Origin of the sequence: Bradyrhizobium sp. BWC-3-1 (genome assembly GCF_032917965.1) — a bacterium.
GTDB classification, from domain to species: domain Bacteria; phylum Pseudomonadota; class Alphaproteobacteria; order Rhizobiales; family Xanthobacteraceae; genus Bradyrhizobium; species Bradyrhizobium canariense_D.
Genome location: NZ_CP136625.1, coordinates 697,131 through 716,849 on the forward strand (window position 1 = coordinate 697,131; position 19,719 = coordinate 716,849).

A 19,719-nucleotide genomic window follows, 5' to 3' on the forward strand; every position below is an offset into this window, starting at 1 on the left:
AGCCGGGCGATGACAGCGAAACTGGACAAGATGCCCCGCTACAAGCTCACCATCGAATATGACGGCGCGCCGTTCTTCGGCTGGCAGGTGCAGGAGACGCTGCCCTCGGTGCAGGGCGCGTTGGAGGCCGCTGTGAAGGCGATGACCGGCGCGGATGCGCGCGTCCATGGTGCCGGCCGCACCGATGCCGGCGTGCATGCGCGCGGCCAGGTCGCGCATGTCGATGTCGGCAAGCAGTTTCCGCCGGGCCGTTTTCGCGACGGCTTGAATGCGCATCTGCGCCCGCATCCTGTCGCGGTGCTCGAAGCGGATATCGTGCCTGATAGTTTCGAGGCGCGCTTTTCGGCCATCAAGCGCCACTACCGCTACCGTATCGTCAACACTCGCGCCAATCTCGCACTCGATGCCGGCCACGCCTGGCGCGTGCCGCGCCGGCTCGACGCCGATGCGATGCATGCGGCGGCACAACGCCTGCTCGGCAAGCACGATTTCACCACCTTCCGCGACACCGAGTGCCAGGCCAGGTCGCCGGAGAAGACGCTCGATCAGCTCGACGTGCTGCGCGACGGGCGCGAGATCACCATAGTCACCTCGGCGCGCTCATTCCTGCACAGCCAGGTGCGTTCGATGGTGGGGTCGCTGATGTGGGTCGGCGAAGGCCGCTGGACCGCCGATGATCTCTCCGCAGCGCTCGCCGCACGCAACCGCGCCGCCTGCGGCATCGTCGCCCCGCCGGACGGGCTGTATCTGATGCAGGTGGATTACTGATGGGATGAGGGCGCGTACTCTCGCTACATCCCCCCACTGTCATGCCCCGGCTTGACCGGGGCATCCAGTAGCCGTGGCCTCTCGGCTCAGTCACTGTCGTCTCTGGAATACTGGATCGCCCGATCAAGTCGGGCGATGACAGCGGAGTGGGCAGGCGGAAGAGCCTACCCAAAATACCTCGCCAAAATCCCGCGATACACCTTGGTCAACCGCTCCAGGTCCCTGACCGGCACGCGTTCGTCGATTTGGTGCATGGTCTGGCCGACCAGGCCGAATTCGATCACCGGGCAATAGCTTGAGATGAAGCGCGCATCCGAGGTGCCGCCTGAGGTCGACAGCTCTGGCTTGCGGCCCGTCACTTCCTCGATCGCGGACACCGCGAGTTCGGTGAACGGGCCGGGCTTGGTCACGAACACGTTCGAGTTCGAGGGCTCCCAGACGATGCGGGCGCGAATGCGGTTGCCGCAGGCTTTTGTCAGCCGCGTCTCGACCAGCTCGCGCAGGCTCGCCTGGGTGTGGTTGTCGTTGTAGCGGATGTTGAATTTTGCGCGGGCCTGGCCCGGGATGACGTTGTTGGCGGTGTTGCCGACGTCGACCGAGGTGAATTCGAGGTTGGAGGCCTGGAACTGCGCGCTACCATGGTCGAGCGGCTCGTCCGAGATGGCCACGATCAGCCGCGCGATATCAGGCACCGGATTGGCGGCGCGGTGCGGATAGGCGACATGGCCCTGCACGCCGTCGACATACAGCGTGCCGGATTGCGAGCCGCGGCGGCCGACCTTGATGGTGTCGCCGAGGGTCTCGACATTGGAGGGCTCGCCGAGCACGCAATGGTCGAATTTTTCGCCGCGCTCGGCCGCCCACTTCAACAGCTTGATGGTGCCATTGATGGAGACGTCTTCCTCGTCGCCGGTGATCAGGAAGGAGATCGAACCTTTGCCGTCGCTGCGCGGCTTGCCGTCGTTCGCGGCCAGATGCTCCAGCACCGCGGCGACCGAGCAGGCGATGCCGCCCTTCATGTCGACCGCGCCGCGGCCGTGCAGAAAGCCGTCCTTCACCTCGCCGGAGAACGCGCCGACGCTCCAGGCGCTCTCGTCGCCAGGCGGCACCACGTCGGTGTGGCCGGCAAAGGTGATGTGCGGCCCGTCAGTGCCGATCCGCGCATAGAGATTGTCGACGTCGGCGGTGCCGGGCTCGCTGAAGGTCACGCGGTGGCATGTGAAGCCTGCCGCATTGAGGGCCTGTTCGAGCACGCCCAGCGCACCGGCATCGGCCGGGGTTACCGAGGGGCAGCGGATGAGATCGCGGGCAATCGAGAGAGCATCGGTCATGCGCCCCGCTTAACATGCATGCCGCCGGGTGGGCTAGCACTGGGCGGGACAAATTCGATCTCGCTCTGCTGGTCCCAGCTTTTCGTCGAAGGTGCGGGCGCGGAGCCATCTTCAAGGACGGCCAGTGGGTCGGGGCCGAACCGGTTGTCGCCCGAGGTGCCGGGCACAATGAACATTTCCACGAGGCCCCAAAACCACGGAATGTGCACGGCCCAGGCGACGGCAAGAACCCAGTTTGAATTGGTGGGCAGCAGGTCCGAGAACTGGTCGAACAACGCAGGCACGACGAAGAACGGAACCAGCCACCAGCCGCTCCGGTCGCGATCGTGCAGCCGCTTGGTCGCGGTTGCGAGATAGATCCACAGGAATAGCAAAGTTCCGAACACTTTGAGGATGAGGGTCGCGCGATCGGCCGTAGCCAGCTGACGATAGGCCCTGGGATCGACCACATTGAAGATGTCGTCGACACCGAAATCGAAGTCGACCTTGAAGTTGAAGGCGAAAGTTGCCGCCCCGTTCAGCACCTTGATGGCCTGGTCGATCATCCCGAGCATGCAGGCCAGCATCATGACGAGCAGCAGCGCCTGCCACAGCAGCGCGCGGTTGATGCGGCCGTCGAAGCGGAAGAGATACCAGATCCAGTCCATGCCAAAGGCTCCGGGCGGGAAAGGTCGCCCGGATGTTGGTCGCGATTGGGGGGAGGGCGGGTTCGATGGACCCTCGGTGTCGTACGGCAGCTGGTGCCGCGAATCAATCCCGCAGCAGCTCGTTGATGCTGGTTTTGGAGCGCGTGCGCTCGTCGACGCGCTTGACGATGACGGCGCAGGCGGTGCTCGGGCCGATCTGGCCGTTCTTCATGGGCTTGCCGGGCAGCGCGCCGGGAACGACGACCGAATATTCCGGCACCTCGCCGATGAAGATCTCGCCGGTCTCGCGATCGACGATCTTGGTCGACGCCCCCAGGAACACGCCCATCGACAGCACCGCGCCCTTGCGCACGATCACGCCCTCGGCGACCTCGGAGCGCGCGCCGATAAAGCAATCGTCCTCGATGATCACGGGCTCGGCCTGCAGCGGCTCGAGCACGCCGCCGATGCCGACGCCGCCGGAGATGTGCACGCGCTTGCCGATCTGCGCGCAGGAGCCGACGGTCGACCAGGTGTCGATCATGGTGGATTCATCGACGTAGGCGCCGAGATTGACGAAGGACGGCATCAGCACGACGTTGCGGGCGATGAAGGCGGAGCGGCGCACGATGGAGCCGGGGACGGCGCGGAAACCGGCATCGCGAAAGCGGTTCTCGCCCCAGCCGTCGAACTTCGAGGGCACCTTGTCCCACCAGGCCGCCTTGCCGGGGCCACCGGGAATGGCGCCCATGTCGTTGAGGCGGAACGAGAGCAGCACCGCCTTCTTCAGCCATTGATTGACCTTCCACTTGCCGTCGGCCCCGCGCTCGGCAACGCGGGCCTCACCCTTGTCCAGAATCTCCAGCGCGTGATCCACGGCCTCGCGGACCTCGCCCCTGGTCGAGGTCGAGACGCCGTCGCGCGCCTCGAAGGCGCCGTTGATGGTGGATTCGAGGACGGACAGGGACATTTGGCGATCCTTGAGCAGCATTTGCGGGGAATTTGGATCGCTTTTTCGGGACTTGGAGCGAGAGAGTCAAGAACGCAGTCGGCCATGTCCCGGCGCGTTCGGACGCGCCCGGGACATGGCCGGCGGCTATTTTGATGTGCCCGCGAGATCGGTGCCGTTCACGATACCCTCGCAGAGGCCGGCGAGCTCATTTCCGAGTTCGGTCAATGCCGGTGAACGGTAGCGCGCGAAGGCCATAGCCGGATCAAGCCATCGCAGTTCGGCTTGACCGTCTGGAAAGCCGATCACGGCGAACTTCAGGGGGGCCTCGAGCAGCGCCGCGCTATCGGCGGTCAGCAGCCGCGACATCAGGCGTGGGTGGAAAAACAGGACCTGACGCGCGGGGCCGATGGCGAAGCCGCCACGACTGAGCAGCATTTGCGGGTCGATCTCGTGCAGGATCCAGAGGTCTGCCGCAATGATTCCCTGCTTCAAGCGGGTGACCACCTCTTCGACGGTCAGCGAAGAGGAGACCGACCGTTGAAACGAGCTTGCGGCCGAACCGCATCCGGAGAAGGCCACAGGTTGCGGTGTTTGCGTCATCGGATCAGCCTTCGCCCGGCTTCGGTGCCCGGCTCGAATCGAACGCTTCGAGCGTCCGTGCCGAGTAGACCAACGACGCCCCCGCACCGATCGCAATCGCCACGCCGAGGGCCTCGGCGAGCTCCTCACGGCTCGCGCCGAAACGTGCGGCGGCGGCGGCGTGAACCGCAATACACCCGTCGCAGCGGGCAGTCACGGCCGCCGCCAGCGCGATCAACTCGCGCGTCTTTCCGTCCAGCTTTCCTGTCTGGGGGCCAGCCGCGCCAAGTTCGCGATAGCCCTTCAGCGTCGCCGGGCTTAGGGCACCAATGTCGCCGATCCGCGCCAGCAAGTCGCTCCGATAGGCGCTCCAATCCATCATCATTGTCTCTCTCCTCGAACGGCGGGTTGTTGCCGAGCTCGAGAGATAGACGTGCAGTCTCGCGGGAGCCATCAGCTATGGGCGTATGGCCGCTATACAGCTTGCCGAAGCGTCAGGCGAATTGACGGAATTCTCCCGCGATGAAGTCCACCACGGCGCGAACCCGCCGGACCTTGCCGGTGTCGCGATGAAATCCCAGCCACAGCTCGCGGCTCGGGACGGGCGCCGGCGTCTTGATCGAACGAAGCGCGGGATAGGCCGAGGCCAGCCGAGTCGGCAAGCAAACCAGCCCCGCGCCGGCGGCGGCCGCAGCGGCCTGACCATCGCGGCTATTGCTGCAGAATCCAACATGTGCCTGCGGCAAATAGCGACGCAGCCACTTCGTCTCCGCAACACTTTCGGCGAGCGCCGCGTTCATCGTAATGAGCGCAGCGTCGGCGCCACCGTCCGAAAAAATCGGGCGGTCCCTTTGCCTTGAGATAGGCAGCAGCAGCATAAAGCTCGAACGGAATGCTGGCGATCTTCCGCTGCATCAGTCCGTCCTGCTGGAAGCGCCCGAAGCGCAGGGCGACATCTATCTCCCGCCGCGTGAGGCTCAGGGCCTCGGCGTCAGTAACCAGCTCGACGGTGACGGTCGGATGCGCCGCGCAGAACTTCGCCAGCAAAGGCGAGAGGATCCGTGCCCCGAGCCATTCGGGCGAGGTCACGCGCACCGTTCCGGTCAGTCCAGCGCTGCTGCCAACTGCGATCCGCTGCGCCGCCAGTGCTGCGTCCTCCATCCTCTCGGCATAATCGAGAATCTGCCGTCCGGTGTCGGAGAGCCGAAGGCCGGACGGAAAGCGGTCGAACAGGATCGCACCGAGCTTGCTTTCGAACAGTTCGAGGCGCCGGCTCATTGTCGGTTGCGTGGTGCCCAGCTTTCGTGCGGCACCCGAGAGGCTTTTTTCGCGAGCCAGGTGCAGGAAGTAGCGCAGGTCTTCCCATTCGATCGCAGCCAAGTCTGTCGGCTTCTGAGGCACGGTCGCTCCTGCGTTGCTGCGGGGGTCAGCCGATCGCGAGCGACTGCAGAAACCCAGTCAGATCGTCGGTGACGTGGTCGACATGGGCCGCATCACGGCCCGCCAGTTCCCAATCTTCACGCACCACTTGCTTGGTGCCGTCCGGCACCACGAGTATCGTGGTCATGCCGAGCTCGTGCGGAACGGTGAGGTTGCGGGCGAGGTCCTCGAACATCGCTGCGCGGGTCGGATCGACCGAATGGTCGGCGAGAAACTTCCGGTAGGTCTGTGGCGCCGGCTTCGGCTCGAATTCGGCGGCGATGATGTCGAACACGCCGTCGAAATGCGTGGCAAAGCCGAGTCGCGCCAGCACCGCATCGACATGATCGACCGAGCCGTTGGTCAGGATCAGCTTTCGTCCCGGCAGTTTTGCAATGGCCTCGCCCAGGGCCGGGTTCGGCTCCAGCGGGGAATGGTCGATCTTGTGGACATAGGCGAGATAGTCGTCGGCGCGTACACCATGCAGGGTCATCATGCCACGCATGGTGGTGCCGAAGCGCTGGTAATAATCCTTCTGGATCTTGCGCGCTTCCACCGGTGTCAGATTGAGCCAGTTGCAAACGAACTCGGTGATCCGCGCATCGACCTGCTGCCACAGATTGACGTGGTGCGGATAGAGCGTGTTGTCGAGGTCGAACACCCATGTGTCGATATGGGCAAAGGCGCGGGAGGAGGTCATTTTCACTCTCTATCCGTTGACCGCGGCGGCGCCCCACCCTCAATCGTCGTCCTGGCGAAAGCCAGGAGGTGGATTCACACTCGAAGTGCAACAGTTGAGAGGAGAAGGCCTCTGCCGGGGTTCTGAAGTCAAGGCATTTGCGCGGGGTGTTGTTGTAGGCGGCAATGGACTGACGGAAGCGCCTGGTTGGGAGCTTTTCGAGGTCGGTCTTTCGGGGGATGAAGCGGCGCAAGCGGCCGATGGCGTTCTCGATGCCGCCCTTTTGCCACGGCGCGTGCGGGTCGCAGAAGAAGGTCTTCATCAAGAGGCTCTGCAAGGAAAGGTGGGCGGCGAACTCGGTGCCGTTGTCGAAGGTGACGGTACGGCGCAGTGCCTCCGGTACGGCTTTGAACAGGCGTACGAGATGGCTAGCGATACCGGCGGCGAACTTGCGTTCGATGGGAACGGCGAGCAGCAGGCGCGAGGTTCGCTCGTGGACGGCCAGGATGGCCTGCCGGTATTTGGAGAACATCATCAGATCGGCTTCCCAGTGGCCCGGGACTTTGCGATCGGCGACCTCGGCAGGCCGTTCTGCCAGCGAAACACGGCCTTCGATGAAGCTTGCGGGGCTCCCGCCTCGTTTGCCGCGGTGGCCTCGCTTGCTCTTGCCTCGAGGCAGATAGCGCCGCCAGGTGAAGTCCGTCGTGCGTGTGATCTGGGCGTAGATGAAGCGGTAGATGCTCTCGCAGGAGATCACCCTACGGCCACGTTCCCGGGCCAGCCTGCCTGCGACCTGTTCGGGTGACCAACCGCGGCTCAAGCCTGCCAAGACCTCGCGGCGCAAGCTGGCGTCCCGCTCGAGGCGAGAGCCCTTCCAGCGCCGCGCCCGGGTCTGCTGCTGAGCATAGCTTGGCTTGTAGCCGACTTGCCTGCCACGGTTCCGCCTCAGCTCCCGAGAGATCGTTGATGGCGGCCGATCCAAAGCTGCCGCGATTTGCCCGACCGAGCCGCCATTGGCCGAAAGGCGGGCAATCTCGCATCGATCGTCAAGGGAGAGCTGTTTGTAAGTCCGCCCCATGGCAACACCTCCAGATGGAAGTGTTGCACTTCGTTTGTGAACTCAGGGGACCCATACGCCGTGACCGATCATTGGGGCACTGCGGTCGTCGTTCTTCGCCAAACCCAATCCTGGGGTAATGGGTCCTGGCTTTCGCCAGGACGACAGCGGCGTGCGTGGCACCGGTACCATCACAACAGCACCCGTCACGGCATTGCAAACCGCAGCGTCTTGCCGCCGCTCGACATGTCCACCGCGCTAAAGCCCGTGGCCGCGAAACCGCGCGCGCCGCAGTCGGTCTGCTCGTTGGTCTCGAACTTGGTCTCGCGCGTGCAAAGCTGCTTGTCGCCGCCCCAGTTCAGCGGCTTGTCCTTCAGCTTGACGATTCGGTTATCGGCGTCGATGGCTTCCGCGAAGCTGAATATCTGCTTCGGCTGGCCGCTCACATCAGGGTGCAGGCAGGTCTTGGGGTCGATGCGATACCAGCCGCGGCTCGTCACCGATTTGCCGTCGTCGGTGGCGACCGCCGCCATCACCTTGTGCGCGGTGTCGTTGCACCAGGTGAGGCCTGTCGCAGACGGCGTCTGCACGGCATCGACCATGGTCTTGAAGAAGTTCGGCGACGACAGGATGTCGGACGACAATCCGCGGCTCTTCAGGAAAGCGGCCAGCGCGCCTTGCGTCTTCGGCCCGTCGACGCCGTCGATCGGCGCGGCGTCGTAACCTGCGATCACCAAAAGCCGCTGGATGCCGGCGAGGCGGGCCTGCTCGTCGTCATACTCGGAGTCCTCGGCGAGATAGGCGACGAAATTGCCGTCCGCGCCTTGGGTCGGGGTGATCTGGGTGAAGGCGGCTTGGGTCTGGCCGCTGCGGCACTGCCGCGCTGCCGCGATGACGAAATTGTCCTGCGCGACGCACAGCGTGTCGCTGCCGTTCTGCGGGATCGGGGATGCGCCGTAGACGCCGAGTGCGCGGGCGTTGAGCAGGATGCGGTCGGCGGAGAGCGTGCCCTGCACCACCACGCGGCAGGTGGCGGGGTCGATCCTGAACCAGCCGCGCGTCGCGGTCGCCGCCTTGTCGTCGATGCCGATCGCGGCCTCGACGACATAGGACATGCGGTTGCAGATTTTCAGGTCGGCGAAGGCCGGTGCGGAGGAGAACACGAACGAGATGGCCGCGGCAGGGAGCGTCATCAGGAAGCGCGTCAGGACGGAGCGGCGAGGCCGCCGCTCTCCCAGCACTGTTCCTGTCCGCTCTTCTCTCACTTGTGGATCAGCGTGCCCGTGCCGGTGTTGGTGAAGAGCTCGAGCAGCACCGCGTGCTGCATCTTGCCGTCGATGATGACGACGCCCTCCACGCCCTGTTCGAGCGCGTAGATGCAGGTCTCGACCTTCGGGATCATGCCGCCCGATATGGTGCCGTCCGCGATCAGCTTTCGCGCGTCCTTGACCGAGAGCTGCGGGATCAGCTTCTTGGACTTGTCGAGCACGCCCGGCACGTCGGTGAGCAGCAGCAGCCGCTTTGCCTTAAGCGCGCCGGCCACGGCACCTGCGAAAGTGTCGGCGTTGACGTTCAGCGTCTGCCCCTCTTTCGAGGTCGCGAGCGGCGCGAGCACGGGGATCAGCTCGTAGCCGATCAGCTGGTTGAGCAGCGTGAGATCGACTTTCTCGGGATCGCCGACGAAGCCGAGATCGACCGCCTTCTCGATGTGCGAGTCCGGATCCATGATGGTGCGCGTCGTCTTGGACGCCTTCACCATATTGGCGTCCTTGCCGGACAGGCCCACGGCCTTGCCGCCGGCCTCGTTGATGTAGCCGACGATCTGCTTGTTGACGGAGCCGGCGAGCACCATCTCGACGATCTCGATGGTGGCGGCATCGGTGATGCGCAGGCCGGCTGCGAATTCCGAGACGATGCCGAGGCGCTTGAGCATGGTCGCGATCTGCGGGCCGCCGCCATGCACCACCACCGGATTGATCGCGGTCTGCTCGAGCAGCACGATGTCGCGGGCAAAATTCTTCGCGGTCTCCTCGTCGCCCATGGCATGGCCGCCATACTTGATGACGATGGTTTCCTCGTCATACTGCTGCATGTGCGGCAGCGCTTCGGACAGGATGCGGGCCTGGTCGAGCGGGGAGATTTCGGTCATGAGGCGGATCTCGCTGGCGGGATACTCGGGCCGCGTTCTATCCGATTGGCGGGCGGGGCGCAAAGTGATGTTCTTCCCCTCTCCCCTTGCGGGAGAGGGTGGATCGCCGCGATAGCGGCGAGACGGGTGAGGGGTTCTCTCCGCGCGCGCAATAGTGAGTTCGTGGAGAGAACCCCTCATCCGGCGCTTCGCGCCACCTTCTCCCGCAAGGGGAGAAGGAACAAAGAGCCACTATTTCTTCACCATCACCGCCGCGAGCGTCACCGCCAGCCAGCTCAAGATCATCACCGATCCACCGGTCGGCGCCGCATATGGAAACAGCGAATGGCCGGCATATTGCCGCAAGGTGAGGTCGCCCGCGAACAGCGCGGCGCCGGCTGCGAAGCCGGACGCGGCGATGATGCCAATTCCGCCGTGCAGAAGGCCGCGCCCGAGCAGGGCGACGGTCGCGAGTATGGCGGTTGCATGAAACAGCAGCATGGCGCTTGCGGCGGCGAGCCGGCTCGCATCGCCGCCATGCGAGGAAGCGGCGGCCAGCGCGACGCCGGCGGCGCCCATCATACCGGCAAGCCCGATCAACAGGCGGAACGCCACCATTACGAGGTGCGCTCTTCCAGCAGCTTGGCGATCGCGGCGCGCAGCTCGGCCATGCCGGTTGCGCTCCGCGACGAGGTCGCGAGCACGTTCGGGAACGCGGCCGGACGCTTGGCGAGCGCGGCCTCGGTCTCGACGATGCGCGATTGAAGCTCGGCGGCCTTGATCTGGTCGGCCTTGGTCAGAACCAGCTGGTAGCTGACCGCGGAGCGATCGAGTGTCTTCAGGACTTCGAGATCGACGTCCTTGAGGCCGTGCCGCGCGTCGACCAGCACGTAGACGCGCGCGAGGCTCGCGCGTCCGAGCAGGAATTTGTGGATCAGCTCGGTCCAGGACGCGACCTGGCTCTTCGGTGCCTTGGCATAACCATAGCCGGGCATGTCGACCAGGCGCAGGTCACTTTTCCCGGGGACCTCGAAGAAGATCAGCTCCTGGGTGCGGCCCGGCGTATGCGAGGTGCGCGCGAGCGCGTTGCGGCCGGTCAGCGCGTTGATCAGGCTGGACTTGCCGACATTGGAGCGGCCGGCAAAAGCGATCTCCAGCCCCGCCATCGGCGGCAGCGTTTCAGTCGAGGGCGAGGCCCAGATGAACTGCCAGTCGCGCGTGAACAGCTTTCGCCCGACCTCGATCAGCTTCGCATCTTTGTCGTCATTCATGCGAAGGCTTTCTGTTTGTCCGCGTCATTGCGAGCGAAGCGAAGCAATCCAGAAATGCATCCGCGAAGGGACTCTGGATTGCTTCGTCGCTTCGCTCCTCGCAATGACGGCTACGTCGCCTCAGTCGTCAGTTTTTTTTTGAAGGAGTTTCGAATGTTGTCGAACAGCTCCACCTTCACGCCGTTGCGGCGCATGATGTAGCTCTGCTGGAGCACCGAGAGCGTGTTGTTCCAGGCCCAGTAGATCACGAGCCCCGCCGGGAAGCCCGCCAGCATGAAGGTGAAGATCAGCGGCATCCAGTTGAAGATCATCTGCTGCGTCGGATCCGGCGGCGTCGGATTCAGCTTCATCTGGAACCACATCGTGATGCCCATGATGATCGGCCAGATGCCGAGCGCCAGGTAGTGGCCGAACACCGGGATAGTGGTCGGATCGAACGGGATCAACCCGAACAGAGTGAACAGGTTGGTCGGGTCCGGCGCGGAAAGATCCTTGATCCAGCCGAAGAACGGCGCGTGCCGCATCTCGATGGTGACGAACAGCACCTTGTACAGCGAGAAGAACACCGGGATCTGGATCACCACGGGAAGACAGCCGGCGACCGGATTGATCTTCTCCTTGCGGTAGATCTCCATCATCTCCTGCTGCTGCTTCACCTTGTCGTCGGGGAAGCGCTCCTTCAGCGCCTGAAGCTGCGGTTGGACCGACTTCATCTTCGCCATCGAGGCGTAGGACTTGTTCGCCAGCGGGAAGAACAGGAGCTTCACGATCACGGTCACGAGCAGGATCGAGATGCCGAAATTGCCGAAGAAGCGGTAGAAGAAGTCGAGACCGAGGAACATCGGCTTGGTGATGAAGTAGAACCAGCCCCAGTCGATCAACAGATCGAAATGGTTGAGGCCGAGTTCCTTGTTGTAGCCGCCATGGCCGGCGAGCGGGAAGTTGATGCCGACAACGCTGGCTTCCTTGGCGCCGGCGAACAGCCGCGCGTTCGCGGTCGCGGAGCCGCCGATCGCGACGGTGACCGGATCGAGCAGATAATCGGTCTGGTAGGTGTGGACGTTGCCACTCGGATTCGACGAGAAGCGCGCCTGAATCTGCGCACTGGTGTCCGGCAGCAGCGCCGAGGCCCAGTATTTGTCGGTCATGCCGAGCCAGCCATTGGTGGCCTTGAAGTTCACCGTCCTGGCTTCGTCGATTTTCTTGTAGGCGTATTCCTGCAAGCCATCGAGATAGCCGATCAGGCCTTCATGCAGGATGTAGTAGCCGGAGACCTGCGGCGTGCCGTGGCGCGAGATCAGTGCGAACGGATAGAGCGTGACCGGCGCGTTGCCGACATTGCTCACCTCGTCCTTGACGGTGAAGAGGTAGTGGTCGTCGACCGAGATGGTGCGACGGAAGCTGAGGCCCTCGCCATTGTCCCATTTCAGCAGCACCGGGGTCGTCGGCGTCAGGCTGCCGCTGCCGTCCTGCTGCCAGACGGTCTGCGCGTCCGGCAGTTTCGCCGTCACGCCCGTCGCCGGTACCCAGCCGAACTCGGCGTAATACGGCTCCGCGGTCCCCGAGGGCGAATACAGAATAATCGGCGGTGACTTCGGATCGACCGTTTCGCGGAATTGCACCAGCGCGACGTCGTCGATACGGCCGCCCTTCAGCGAGATGCTGCCGGCGATCCGCGGCGTCTCGATCTTCACGCGCGGGCTGGCAGCAATGGCGGTGTCACGGCTTTGAATCGGCTGGGCTTGCTGGTTCGCGCTCGGCGTCGACGGCTGGGCCGTGCTGCCGGCCTGCGGCGTGGCGCCCGGCGTCGCGGAAGCCGTCGGCTGCGGCGTGGTCTTCTGCAGCTCGGCTTGCGCCTGTTGCTGGGCGCGCTGCTTCTCCATCGCCGGCATGTTGTAGAAATATTGCCAGGCGATCAGCACGAAGCCCGACAGAATGACGGCGAGGATGGTATTGCGGTTGTCGGTCATCATTCTCTCGTCATCAATCCGGTTTGCGGCTGGTCGCAGGAGCGGGGCCGGGCTTTAAGCCGTCGGTTGTTGGGCTGCTTTTTGAGCCGCGTCCCTTGTGCGTATGCCGCGCGGGCTTCGCGAACGCTATGCGCAGATCGTCGAGCATGGTGGCGAAGCCGCGCGAGAGCGCGTCCCTTCGGCCGACCAGCACATAATCATGATGGGGCTGCATCGACACCGGATCGAGCCGCTTCACCAGTTCGCGAAGCCGGCGCCGGATGCGATTGCGCTCGGGGGCGTTGCCGTTCTTTTTGGTGACGGTGAAGCCGATCCGGATCGGGCCGCTATCGTCGCGACCGCGGCTTTGCAGGACGAACGCGGGGCTATTCACCCGCGCGCCATTGGCAACGGCGAGGAAATCCGCTCGCTGCCTCAGCCGATCCATGATGAAATCCCAAAAAGGGGGTCCGGCTCAGGCGCTCAGACGCTTGCGGCCGCGAGCGCGGCGGGCGGCGAGCACCTTTCGGCCGCCGGCCGTGGCGAGACGGGCACGGAAGCCGTGACGGCGCTTGCGCACCAGTTTGCTGGGTTGATAAGTCCGCTTCACGGGTTTTTCTCCGCTGACCGGGCAATTTGCCTGTAGAATTGATGATAAAGTCCGGAAGATGCTGCCCAAAACGGGCCTTTTTCGGCCCCAAGAGAGCCGCTCCCGGCGGTCACACCGGGTCATCGCGGACAATTGCGCGGCTTATAAGCGAGCGCCTTCTTTTCGTCAACGCCGCACAAGAGCTCAATTCCGGCGAATATCGCTGTTTGTGCGGGGTTTTTAACCCTTGAGGTAGCGACTCGCCAAATCTGCGCTTACATCCGACCTTGGCAGATTGACGATCTGTAATTTGACCGCGCTGGGGGCGGGCCGCATCTTCGTACGCGCCAAACCCTTCACCAGCCAAATCTTCAACCCGGTAAAGGCAGCGAGGGCGAATTTCGTGGCAGCGACAGACCTCCAGCCGATCCAGGATGGGGATCAGCGGGACCCGCCGGCGGCGCTGCCGCGTGGGACGCGCGGACTTGGGCTGTCCGGCAAGCTGCTGCTGCTCACCGTCCCCCTGGTGATGATCGCGGCCATCCTGCTCTACGTGCCGGCCATCGCCAACTTCTGGGTCAACCGGCTCAACGACCGCGTCGCCGCGGCCAACACGGCGGCGCTGGTGCTCGATGCGGCGCCGCTCGGCATGGTCCCCGATTCGCTCTCGCGCGAGATCCTGAAAAGCATCAATGCGCGCGCCGTCGCCATCAAGATGGGCCAGCAGCGCCGTCTGCTCGCCAGCGACAATCTGCCCGCCGCGATCGAGCACGACATCGACCTGCGCGACATGACGGCGTGGGAGGCGATCACCGGCTCGTTCCGGATGATGCTGGAGACCGGCAACCAGGCCATCCGGATCGTCGGGCCCGGCGTCGGCAACGCCCAGTTCATGGAGATCGTCACCGACGAGCTGCCGCTGCGGCAGTCGATGTACCGCTTCTCCCGCAACGTCGTGGTGGTCGCGCTGATCATCGCTGTGTTGACCGCGGGCCTCGTCTATCTCGCCATGCATTATCTCTTCGTGCGCCCGATGCGGCGGCTGACCGCGAGCCTGGTCGGCTTCCACGAAAATCCCGAGAGTTCGGCGGGGATCATCGTGCCGAGCCAGCGCAGCGACGAGATCGGCGTTGCCGAGCGTGAATTGTCGGACATGCAGCGCGACCTGATGTCGATGCTGCATCAGAAGAGCCGGCTCGCCGCCCTCGGCCTCGCCGTCTCCAAGATCAATCACGACCTGCGCAATCTGCTGGCCTCGGCACAACTCCTGTCGGACCAGCTCGCCAGCGTGCCGGATCCGCGGGTGCAGCGCTTTGCGCCAAAACTCGTCCGCTCGCTCGAGCGCGCCATCGCCTTCTGTCAGTCGACCTTGTCTTACGGCCGCGCCCAGGAAGCCGCGCCCGACCGGCGCATGATCATGATCGAGCCGGTGGTGCTTGAGGTGCGCGAGACCGCTGGCCTTGCCTCCGACGCCTCGATCTCCTGGGTCGCCGCAATCGAGCGCGGGCTCGCGGTCGATGCCGATCCCGACCAGCTCTTCCGCGTGCTGCTCAACCTCGTCCGCAACGCCGCCCAAGCGCTGGAAAGCCATGCGTCCGCCGAGGGCGGCGCGCAGCAGATCCGGATCACGGGAAAACGCGAGGGCGCGGTCGCCATCCTCGAGGTCTCCGATACCGGCCCTGGCGTGCCGCAGAAGACTCGCGAACACCTGTTCGAGGCGTTCCAGACCTCCGGCCGCCCCGGCGGCAGCGGCCTCGGCCTTGCCATCGCCGCCGAGCTGGTCCGCGCCCATGGCGGCGACATCCATCTGGTCGAAGGCACCATCGGTGCCACCTTCCGGATCGTCATCCCCGACCGCCCCGTGGAACTGCTCTCCGTCCGCAACGAGCGGGCGCGGGCGTAGGTCGGCCGGCGGCTGAGTGCGGAAACCGTCATTTCCCAGCAAAATCACCTCAATCCGGACCTTGCCAATTGGGGCAAGAGCGGTTAGTCAGGGCGCTCTTTCGCACCCCTCCGGCGTCGCCGGGGGCTGCCTGCGGGCCACGCCCGCAATGTCAGCGAAAAACGCGCCCGTAGCTCAGCTGGATAGAGCATCAGACTACGAATCTGAGGGTCGGACGTTCGAATCGTTCCGGGCGCGCCATTTTCGAATACGCGATCGACGCCGATTTCCCGCATCCATTCGTTTCGTCCGCAGGCGGCGCACCCGTTTCGGCGCGATGACAATCAATTGCACTGTTCGGGATTCTGCGTACCGCCGACAAAGCCCGCTTTAGCGCCGCCCTACATCTTGCGCCGCCAGATCCGAACCAAGCCCCTTGCTCGTCAGCAAACGGTTGAACTGATCGGCGGAAAAAAGCTGCCCGTCCGGAGCCGTGATCGACACTACAAAACCATTCACCGAATGCTTGCGGGCCAGGATCACCGCAACGATCGCGCTGTCACGGAAATCCACGGTGCGGCAGTCGTCTTTTACAGCTTCGATGATGAATGTCATTTGGCCCACGACCACCGTTGGCACGCGCCAATTGCGCGCCCGGCCACTCAATCCCGTATCGGTGAAAATGATATTGCCGACAAGCCGGCTATTGACCCGATTGAACCGCAACCATACCCATATTGGGGGAAACAGCAGACCGGTCCTGCCTCACGCGCGGTGCGCCACGGATACATAGAACCGGCTTGTGGGCGTCGGACCGGACATCCGTAGAATCGGGGACTGGTGATGGTTGGTATGACTGAAGGCGAGGACATCGCGTCGGATTTGATCCGAACCGTCTCCCGCCACTCGTTGGCCTACATGCTGTGCGCAGCCAGCGAAATGTTCCGCCACTACGATTTCGATCCGCTGGACTTGATGATCATTCATGCGGTCCTGAACGCCAACGTTCTCAAGATCATGAAGACCCCCGAACTCGACCGGCAATTTGGCAGTATCCAGGCGGTGGAGCCGGACAAGATCAAGCAGGGCGTTTCCCGTGCCGCCCTGTCCCGCTTTTTCGGTCTGCCGATCGAAACCGTTCGGCGGCGCGCCGATCGCTTGAAGAAGCAAGGCATTTTCCGCGAGACCGACCAGGGTCTGATCGTAACCGAAGCCAACCAGTTCAAGTTCGGCAATAATCACGAGTTGCAGAGAACTAACATGCTCCTGGTGCGGAAATTCCTCCGTGACCTGACGGAAGCGGGCGTTGAGCTTCCCGGCGGGATTTGATGGACCATTGGCGCTTCCGAATCGGGACCGCACCAGACGGTGCGCCATTCATCATCCGGCTTTCACGCGCTCTTCGGCCGAAAAGCGACGATGGATCCGCTTGGCTCGTCTTCGCGCATTGCCGCCTCGATAGCCTTCGCCAACGCAGCCTGGTCGAATGGCTTTGATAAGCGCGGCAGGCTGGATCGTTCGTTGCTGGGAATCTCTGCGTATCCCGGGCTCAGGAGGATGACCGTCCCGGGGCGCTCCGCGGCGACAGCGCCGGCCAGCTGCAGTCCAGTCATCCCAGGCATGGCAAATTGTACTCCCCTGACGACGCCGAATCATCCTCGGCACCAAGATCGTTTCCGCCTGACAGGGACCGCGCCGATGATCGGCCGCGGCATCCGTACCTCGTCAGACGAGAATCAGTTGAGAATAATGCCGGCCGCGAGCCTGCACCGCAAAGTGCCAGCAAGTCGGCGGGTTCCCGCAAAAGATGTATATCGCGCGACCGCCCGTGATACGCGAGGGCACGTCACAGCTGCTGCGCAGGCAAGGGCGCGGTGTGCTATGAATGGTAAGATCCAGGCACGCTCGGCCGGCGGTGCGAGGTGCAGCACGCAACATCACTTGTAATCTGCTTCACACGCAAATGCGCCCAATGACGCTAGACAAAACAGGTCGCGCCTCCGCGCGGCCTGTTCGGAGCTGGCGATGATGGCTGCACTGGCAAAGGCGATATCCCGCGCGACGAGAACCAACGTTGATGTCGAAACTCTGAAAGTCCTCGTGATCTTTTCGGGCGCGGGCTTGCTGCTCTCTCTCGTGGCCGCAATGATCTACGGGCAGGCTGGCAACGCCGCTTTGTTTTGAGATCCGGCGCGCCGGGTCGTCGAAGTGCGTCGTCTCCTTAACGAACCGTTTACCGAGCTTCGCGGCAGCCGTAACCGCGGGTTAACCATGGATATTTACGGTGCAGCAAGTCTCTAGGCTGTGCCTGTTAGTTGATTTCGAGTCCAACCCCATGGCGTTCGGTAGAAGCGCATCTCCGCGAAGCATCGCCCCGACGGAGCCCGCGGCTTCGTGGGAAGCGCCGCGGGCTGCGGCGGCGACGCCCGACAACACCGCCCCCGCGCTGATCAAGGGATCGCTGACCCTCACCGGCGCGTTCTCTTTCCTGCGTGAGAACGGCCGGCGCATCCTGATGCTGGCGCTGGCACTCTTCGCGCTCGGCGTCGCCGTGCTGATGGTGCTGCCGGTCCGCTATGCCGCGACGGCGCTCGTCGTGGTCGATCCCCGCGAGCTGCGCGTGACCACGGATCAGGACGTGCTGCCTGGCATCGGCCAGGACGCCGCTGCGCTTCAGAGCCAGATCGAGATCGCCAAATCGGACGGCTTTCTCCGGCCCCTGATCGAGAAGCTCAAGATCGCCGACGACGAGGATATCGCAGGCGGTCATACCGACATGACGCGCCTGCTCGAAAAACTCCGCAGCCGCCTCGATATCTCGCGTCGCGGCCTGACTTACGTCATCGCCATCTCGTTCACCTCGAACAGTGCGGAGCGGGCAGCGTATTATGCCAATGCCATCGCAGAGGCGTTCGTCGCGACCCAGAGCCGCGTCCGCAGCGATGCGACGGACGAGGCGGCCGACTGGCTCAAGGACCGGCTGAAGACGCTCAGCGAGCGCCTGCGCGTCTCGGAAGACGCCGTCGCAGCCTTCCGGCTCGAGCACAAGATCCTCAATGCCGGCAAGGATTCCACCACCCAGCAATTGCGGGTGACCGACCTGAACCAGCAGGTCTCCGCGGCTCGTGCGCGCACCGAGGAAGCCAAGGCGCGTTACGAGCAGGTGCAGCGCGATCTCAAGGCCAATGTCGAAGGTCCGGTGAAGCAGGATCTCCTGAGCATGCTTCGCGCGCAGCGCTCGACCCTGAACGACCAGATCGCACAGAAGAAGGCGGTCTACGGCGACCGCCATCCTGATCTTGCGATCTCCTACAGCCAGTTGGCTGACATCAACAGGCAGATCGAGGTCGAGCGGAAGAAGAACATCGACACCGCGAAGTCCGAATACGAGGCCCAGCTCGAGCAGCAGGCCGCGCTGGAAAAGCAGCTCAAGGCGGTCGAGACGCAGATGCTGGTGGACGGCCAGGCGCTCGTGAAGCTGCAGGAGCTGCAGCGCGATGCCGATGCCAACAAGAACATCTACGAGCAGTTTTTGTCGCGGTTCAAGACGACCAACGAGCAGCGTCAGCTTCAGAGCTCGCAGACCAAGATCGCTTCGCCCGCGATCCCGCCGCTGCGCTCGACGCGTCCGCCGCTCGCCTTGCTGCTCGCCGCGCTCGCGATCGGCTCGCTGCTGACGTCAACCGCTACGGTTGCGGCGATGATGAGCATGTCCGACAAGTCCGATCCTGCCGAGGCTCCGGCTCGAACGCCCGCGCGGGCGGAGGCGAGGGAGACGCCCAAGCGGCAAGCCCAACGTCCGGCTCCGGCCGTGCAGCAACCCGAGGCGATGCCGAACCTTCCGGTCTGGTCCCGCATTCCCGAACTGATGTCGGGAGCGGCGCCCAACACTGTCTGGCAACGACCGATTGCCGCCCCAGCCGAGGTCGATCTCGGCGCTTACTTGCGTCCGCTGCTCGAGCGTATCGATCGTGCCCCAGTGCGTGGCTGCAAGGTCGCCCTCGTGCTGTCGGTCGGCAAGAGCGCCGGCGGCAACACCGTTGCGCGCTCGCTCAACCGCGCGGCCGTCAATCGCGGCATGATGAGCGTGCTGATCCGGCTGCAGCCGGAATTCGCGGGCGCCCAACCGCCGGTGACCGAATGGCAGGACGGCTCGACCACGGCAGGACTCCAGTCGATCGACGAGCTGCTGAGCGCCGGCAGGAAGGCCGATGCGCGGCCGGAGGACGACATTCGCTCGGAGTTCGACTTGATCATCGTCCATGCGAACAATCTTGCCTTGCAGCCAGATGCGATCGCGCTCGCCGCGCACGCGGACCTGATCATCCCGGTGGTGCGCGCCGGCGAGCTCGGTTCGGCGGCGATGCGACGGGTGACCGCCGCGCTGTCGAAGTACGCCACCGTGCCGACCGGTCTCGTCGTCAATCATGCGCCCGCCGGCTCTGCCGCGCCTCACCCGGACGGCGGTGCGCTTAGCAGGGCGGTTTGA

At 64.2% G+C, this 19,719-nt stretch carries 21 protein-coding genes, 1 tRNA gene and 1 pseudogene; 6 read left to right on the plus strand and 17 right to left on the minus strand.

Annotation, left to right across the window (positions count from 1 at the left end; translation table 11 throughout):
* The first annotated feature begins 30 nt into the window (after positions 1–30).
* A complete protein-coding gene (gene truA, locus RX329_RS03340) occupies positions 31–768 on the plus strand; it encodes a tRNA pseudouridine(38-40) synthase TruA (protein ID WP_026232440.1) in 738 nt (245 codons plus the stop codon).
* A 164-nt stretch (positions 769–932) separates the two neighbouring features.
* On the opposite strand, the gene dapE is transcribed toward truA, so the two are convergent.
* The 16 genes and pseudogenes from dapE to rpmH all read right to left on the minus strand — a co-directional run bounded on the left by dapE (position 933) and on the right by rpmH (position 13,369).
* A complete protein-coding gene (dapE, locus tag RX329_RS03345) occupies positions 933–2,099 on the minus strand; it encodes a succinyl-diaminopimelate desuccinylase (protein ID WP_085351586.1) in 1,167 nt (388 codons plus the stop codon).
* Positions 2,096–2,746, minus strand: a complete 651-nt coding sequence (locus tag RX329_RS03350) for a DUF805 domain-containing protein (protein WP_018453026.1) — start codon at positions 2,744–2,746, stop codon at positions 2,096–2,098. The genes dapE and RX329_RS03350 overlap by 4 nt, the downstream gene beginning before the upstream one ends.
* A gap of 103 nt (positions 2,747–2,849) precedes the next feature.
* Positions 2,850–3,695: a 2,3,4,5-tetrahydropyridine-2,6-dicarboxylate N-succinyltransferase gene (dapD, locus tag RX329_RS03355; RefSeq protein ID WP_085351667.1), complete on the minus strand. Its 846-nt coding sequence runs from the start codon at positions 3,693–3,695 to the stop codon at positions 2,850–2,852.
* Between the two features lie 126 nt (positions 3,696–3,821).
* Positions 3,822–4,256, minus strand: a complete 435-nt coding sequence (locus RX329_RS03360; RefSeq protein WP_317245505.1) for a DUF302 domain-containing protein — start codon at positions 4,254–4,256, stop codon at positions 3,822–3,824.
* 25 nt (positions 4,257–4,281) lie between these two features.
* Complete coding sequence (locus RX329_RS03365) at positions 4,282–4,641, minus strand: carboxymuconolactone decarboxylase family protein (RefSeq protein ID WP_094183287.1); 360 nt, start codon at positions 4,639–4,641, stop codon at positions 4,282–4,284.
* A gap of 109 nt (positions 4,642–4,750) precedes the next feature.
* The gene (locus RX329_RS03370; protein ID WP_317245506.1) at positions 4,751–5,056 is read right to left on the minus strand and encodes a LysR substrate-binding domain-containing protein; all 306 of its coding nucleotides are present in this window, start codon (positions 5,054–5,056) and stop codon (positions 4,751–4,753) included.
* Positions 4,968–5,636 (minus strand): LysR family transcriptional regulator, encoded by a 669-nt coding sequence (locus RX329_RS03375; protein WP_317245507.1) that lies wholly within the window; start codon positions 5,634–5,636, stop codon positions 4,968–4,970. Before RX329_RS03375 ends, RX329_RS03370 begins: the two co-directional genes overlap by 89 nt.
* A 46-nt stretch (positions 5,637–5,682) precedes the next feature.
* Positions 5,683–6,375, minus strand: a complete 693-nt coding sequence (locus RX329_RS03380; RefSeq protein ID WP_085351583.1) for a pyrimidine 5'-nucleotidase — start codon at positions 6,373–6,375, stop codon at positions 5,683–5,685.
* Positions 6,376–6,571: 196 nt separating this feature from the next.
* Positions 6,572–7,432 (minus strand): annotated as a pseudogene (locus RX329_RS03385) (IS30 family transposase); the annotation flags it as partial.
* A 185-nt stretch (positions 7,433–7,617) separates the two neighbouring features.
* Complete coding sequence (locus RX329_RS03390) at positions 7,618–8,604, minus strand: DUF1036 domain-containing protein (RefSeq protein WP_018453032.1); 987 nt, start codon at positions 8,602–8,604, stop codon at positions 7,618–7,620.
* Positions 8,605–8,672: 68 nt separating this feature from the next.
* Positions 8,673–9,560, minus strand: coding sequence for an acetylglutamate kinase (gene argB, locus RX329_RS03395; RefSeq protein ID WP_007597683.1), 888 nt, complete (start codon positions 9,558–9,560; stop codon positions 8,673–8,675).
* A 231-nt stretch (positions 9,561–9,791) separates the two neighbouring features.
* Positions 9,792–10,157 (minus strand): DUF423 domain-containing protein, encoded by a 366-nt coding sequence (locus tag RX329_RS03400; RefSeq protein WP_085361179.1) that lies wholly within the window; start codon positions 10,155–10,157, stop codon positions 9,792–9,794.
* Positions 10,157–10,810 (minus strand): ribosome biogenesis GTP-binding protein YihA/YsxC, encoded by a 654-nt coding sequence (yihA, locus tag RX329_RS03405; RefSeq protein WP_085351580.1) that lies wholly within the window; start codon positions 10,808–10,810, stop codon positions 10,157–10,159. Before yihA ends, RX329_RS03400 begins: the two co-directional genes overlap by 1 nt.
* 110 nt (positions 10,811–10,920) lie before the next feature.
* Entirely contained in the window at positions 10,921–12,780 is a 1,860-nt protein-coding gene (gene yidC / locus RX329_RS03410; protein WP_085384274.1) for a membrane protein insertase YidC, read from the minus strand.
* A gap of 13 nt (positions 12,781–12,793) precedes the next feature.
* Positions 12,794–13,207: a ribonuclease P protein component gene (rnpA, locus tag RX329_RS03415; protein ID WP_018453036.1), complete on the minus strand. Its 414-nt coding sequence runs from the start codon at positions 13,205–13,207 to the stop codon at positions 12,794–12,796.
* Between the two features lie 27 nt (positions 13,208–13,234).
* Complete coding sequence (rpmH, locus tag RX329_RS03420; RefSeq protein ID WP_008542748.1) at positions 13,235–13,369, minus strand: 50S ribosomal protein L34; 135 nt, start codon at positions 13,367–13,369, stop codon at positions 13,235–13,237.
* 382 nt (positions 13,370–13,751) lie between these two features.
* Between rpmH and RX329_RS03425 the strand changes: the two genes are divergently transcribed.
* Together RX329_RS03425 and RX329_RS03430 are read left to right on the plus strand one after the other, a co-directional pair.
* On the plus strand, positions 13,752–15,251 hold the full coding sequence (locus tag RX329_RS03425; protein WP_026232446.1) for an ATP-binding protein: 1,500 nt from the start codon (positions 13,752–13,754) through the stop codon (positions 15,249–15,251).
* Positions 15,252–15,414: 163 nt separating this feature from the next.
* A tRNA-Arg gene (locus tag RX329_RS03430) sits at positions 15,415–15,491 on the plus strand.
* Positions 15,492–15,620: 129 nt separating this feature from the next.
* Here the strand turns inward: RX329_RS03430 and RX329_RS03435 are convergent.
* Entirely contained in the window at positions 15,621–15,845 is a 225-nt protein-coding gene (locus RX329_RS03435; RefSeq protein WP_240543316.1) for a hypothetical protein, read from the minus strand.
* A gap of 237 nt (positions 15,846–16,082) precedes the next feature.
* Between RX329_RS03435 and RX329_RS03440 the strand changes: the two genes are divergently transcribed.
* The 3 genes from RX329_RS03440 to RX329_RS03450 all read left to right on the plus strand — a co-directional run bounded on the left by RX329_RS03440 (position 16,083) and on the right by RX329_RS03450 (position 19,719).
* Positions 16,083–16,559 carry a hypothetical protein gene (locus tag RX329_RS03440; protein WP_244561233.1) on the plus strand — a complete coding sequence of 159 codons (477 nt, stop codon included), beginning with the start codon at positions 16,083–16,085 and terminating at the stop codon, positions 16,557–16,559.
* 696 nt (positions 16,560–17,255) lie between these two features.
* Positions 17,256–17,414 carry a hypothetical protein gene (locus tag RX329_RS03445; RefSeq protein ID WP_018453041.1) on the plus strand — a complete coding sequence of 53 codons (159 nt, stop codon included), beginning with the start codon at positions 17,256–17,258 and terminating at the stop codon, positions 17,412–17,414.
* A gap of 151 nt (positions 17,415–17,565) precedes the next feature.
* A complete protein-coding gene (locus tag RX329_RS03450; protein ID WP_085361154.1) occupies positions 17,566–19,719 on the plus strand; it encodes a GumC family protein in 2,154 nt (717 codons plus the stop codon).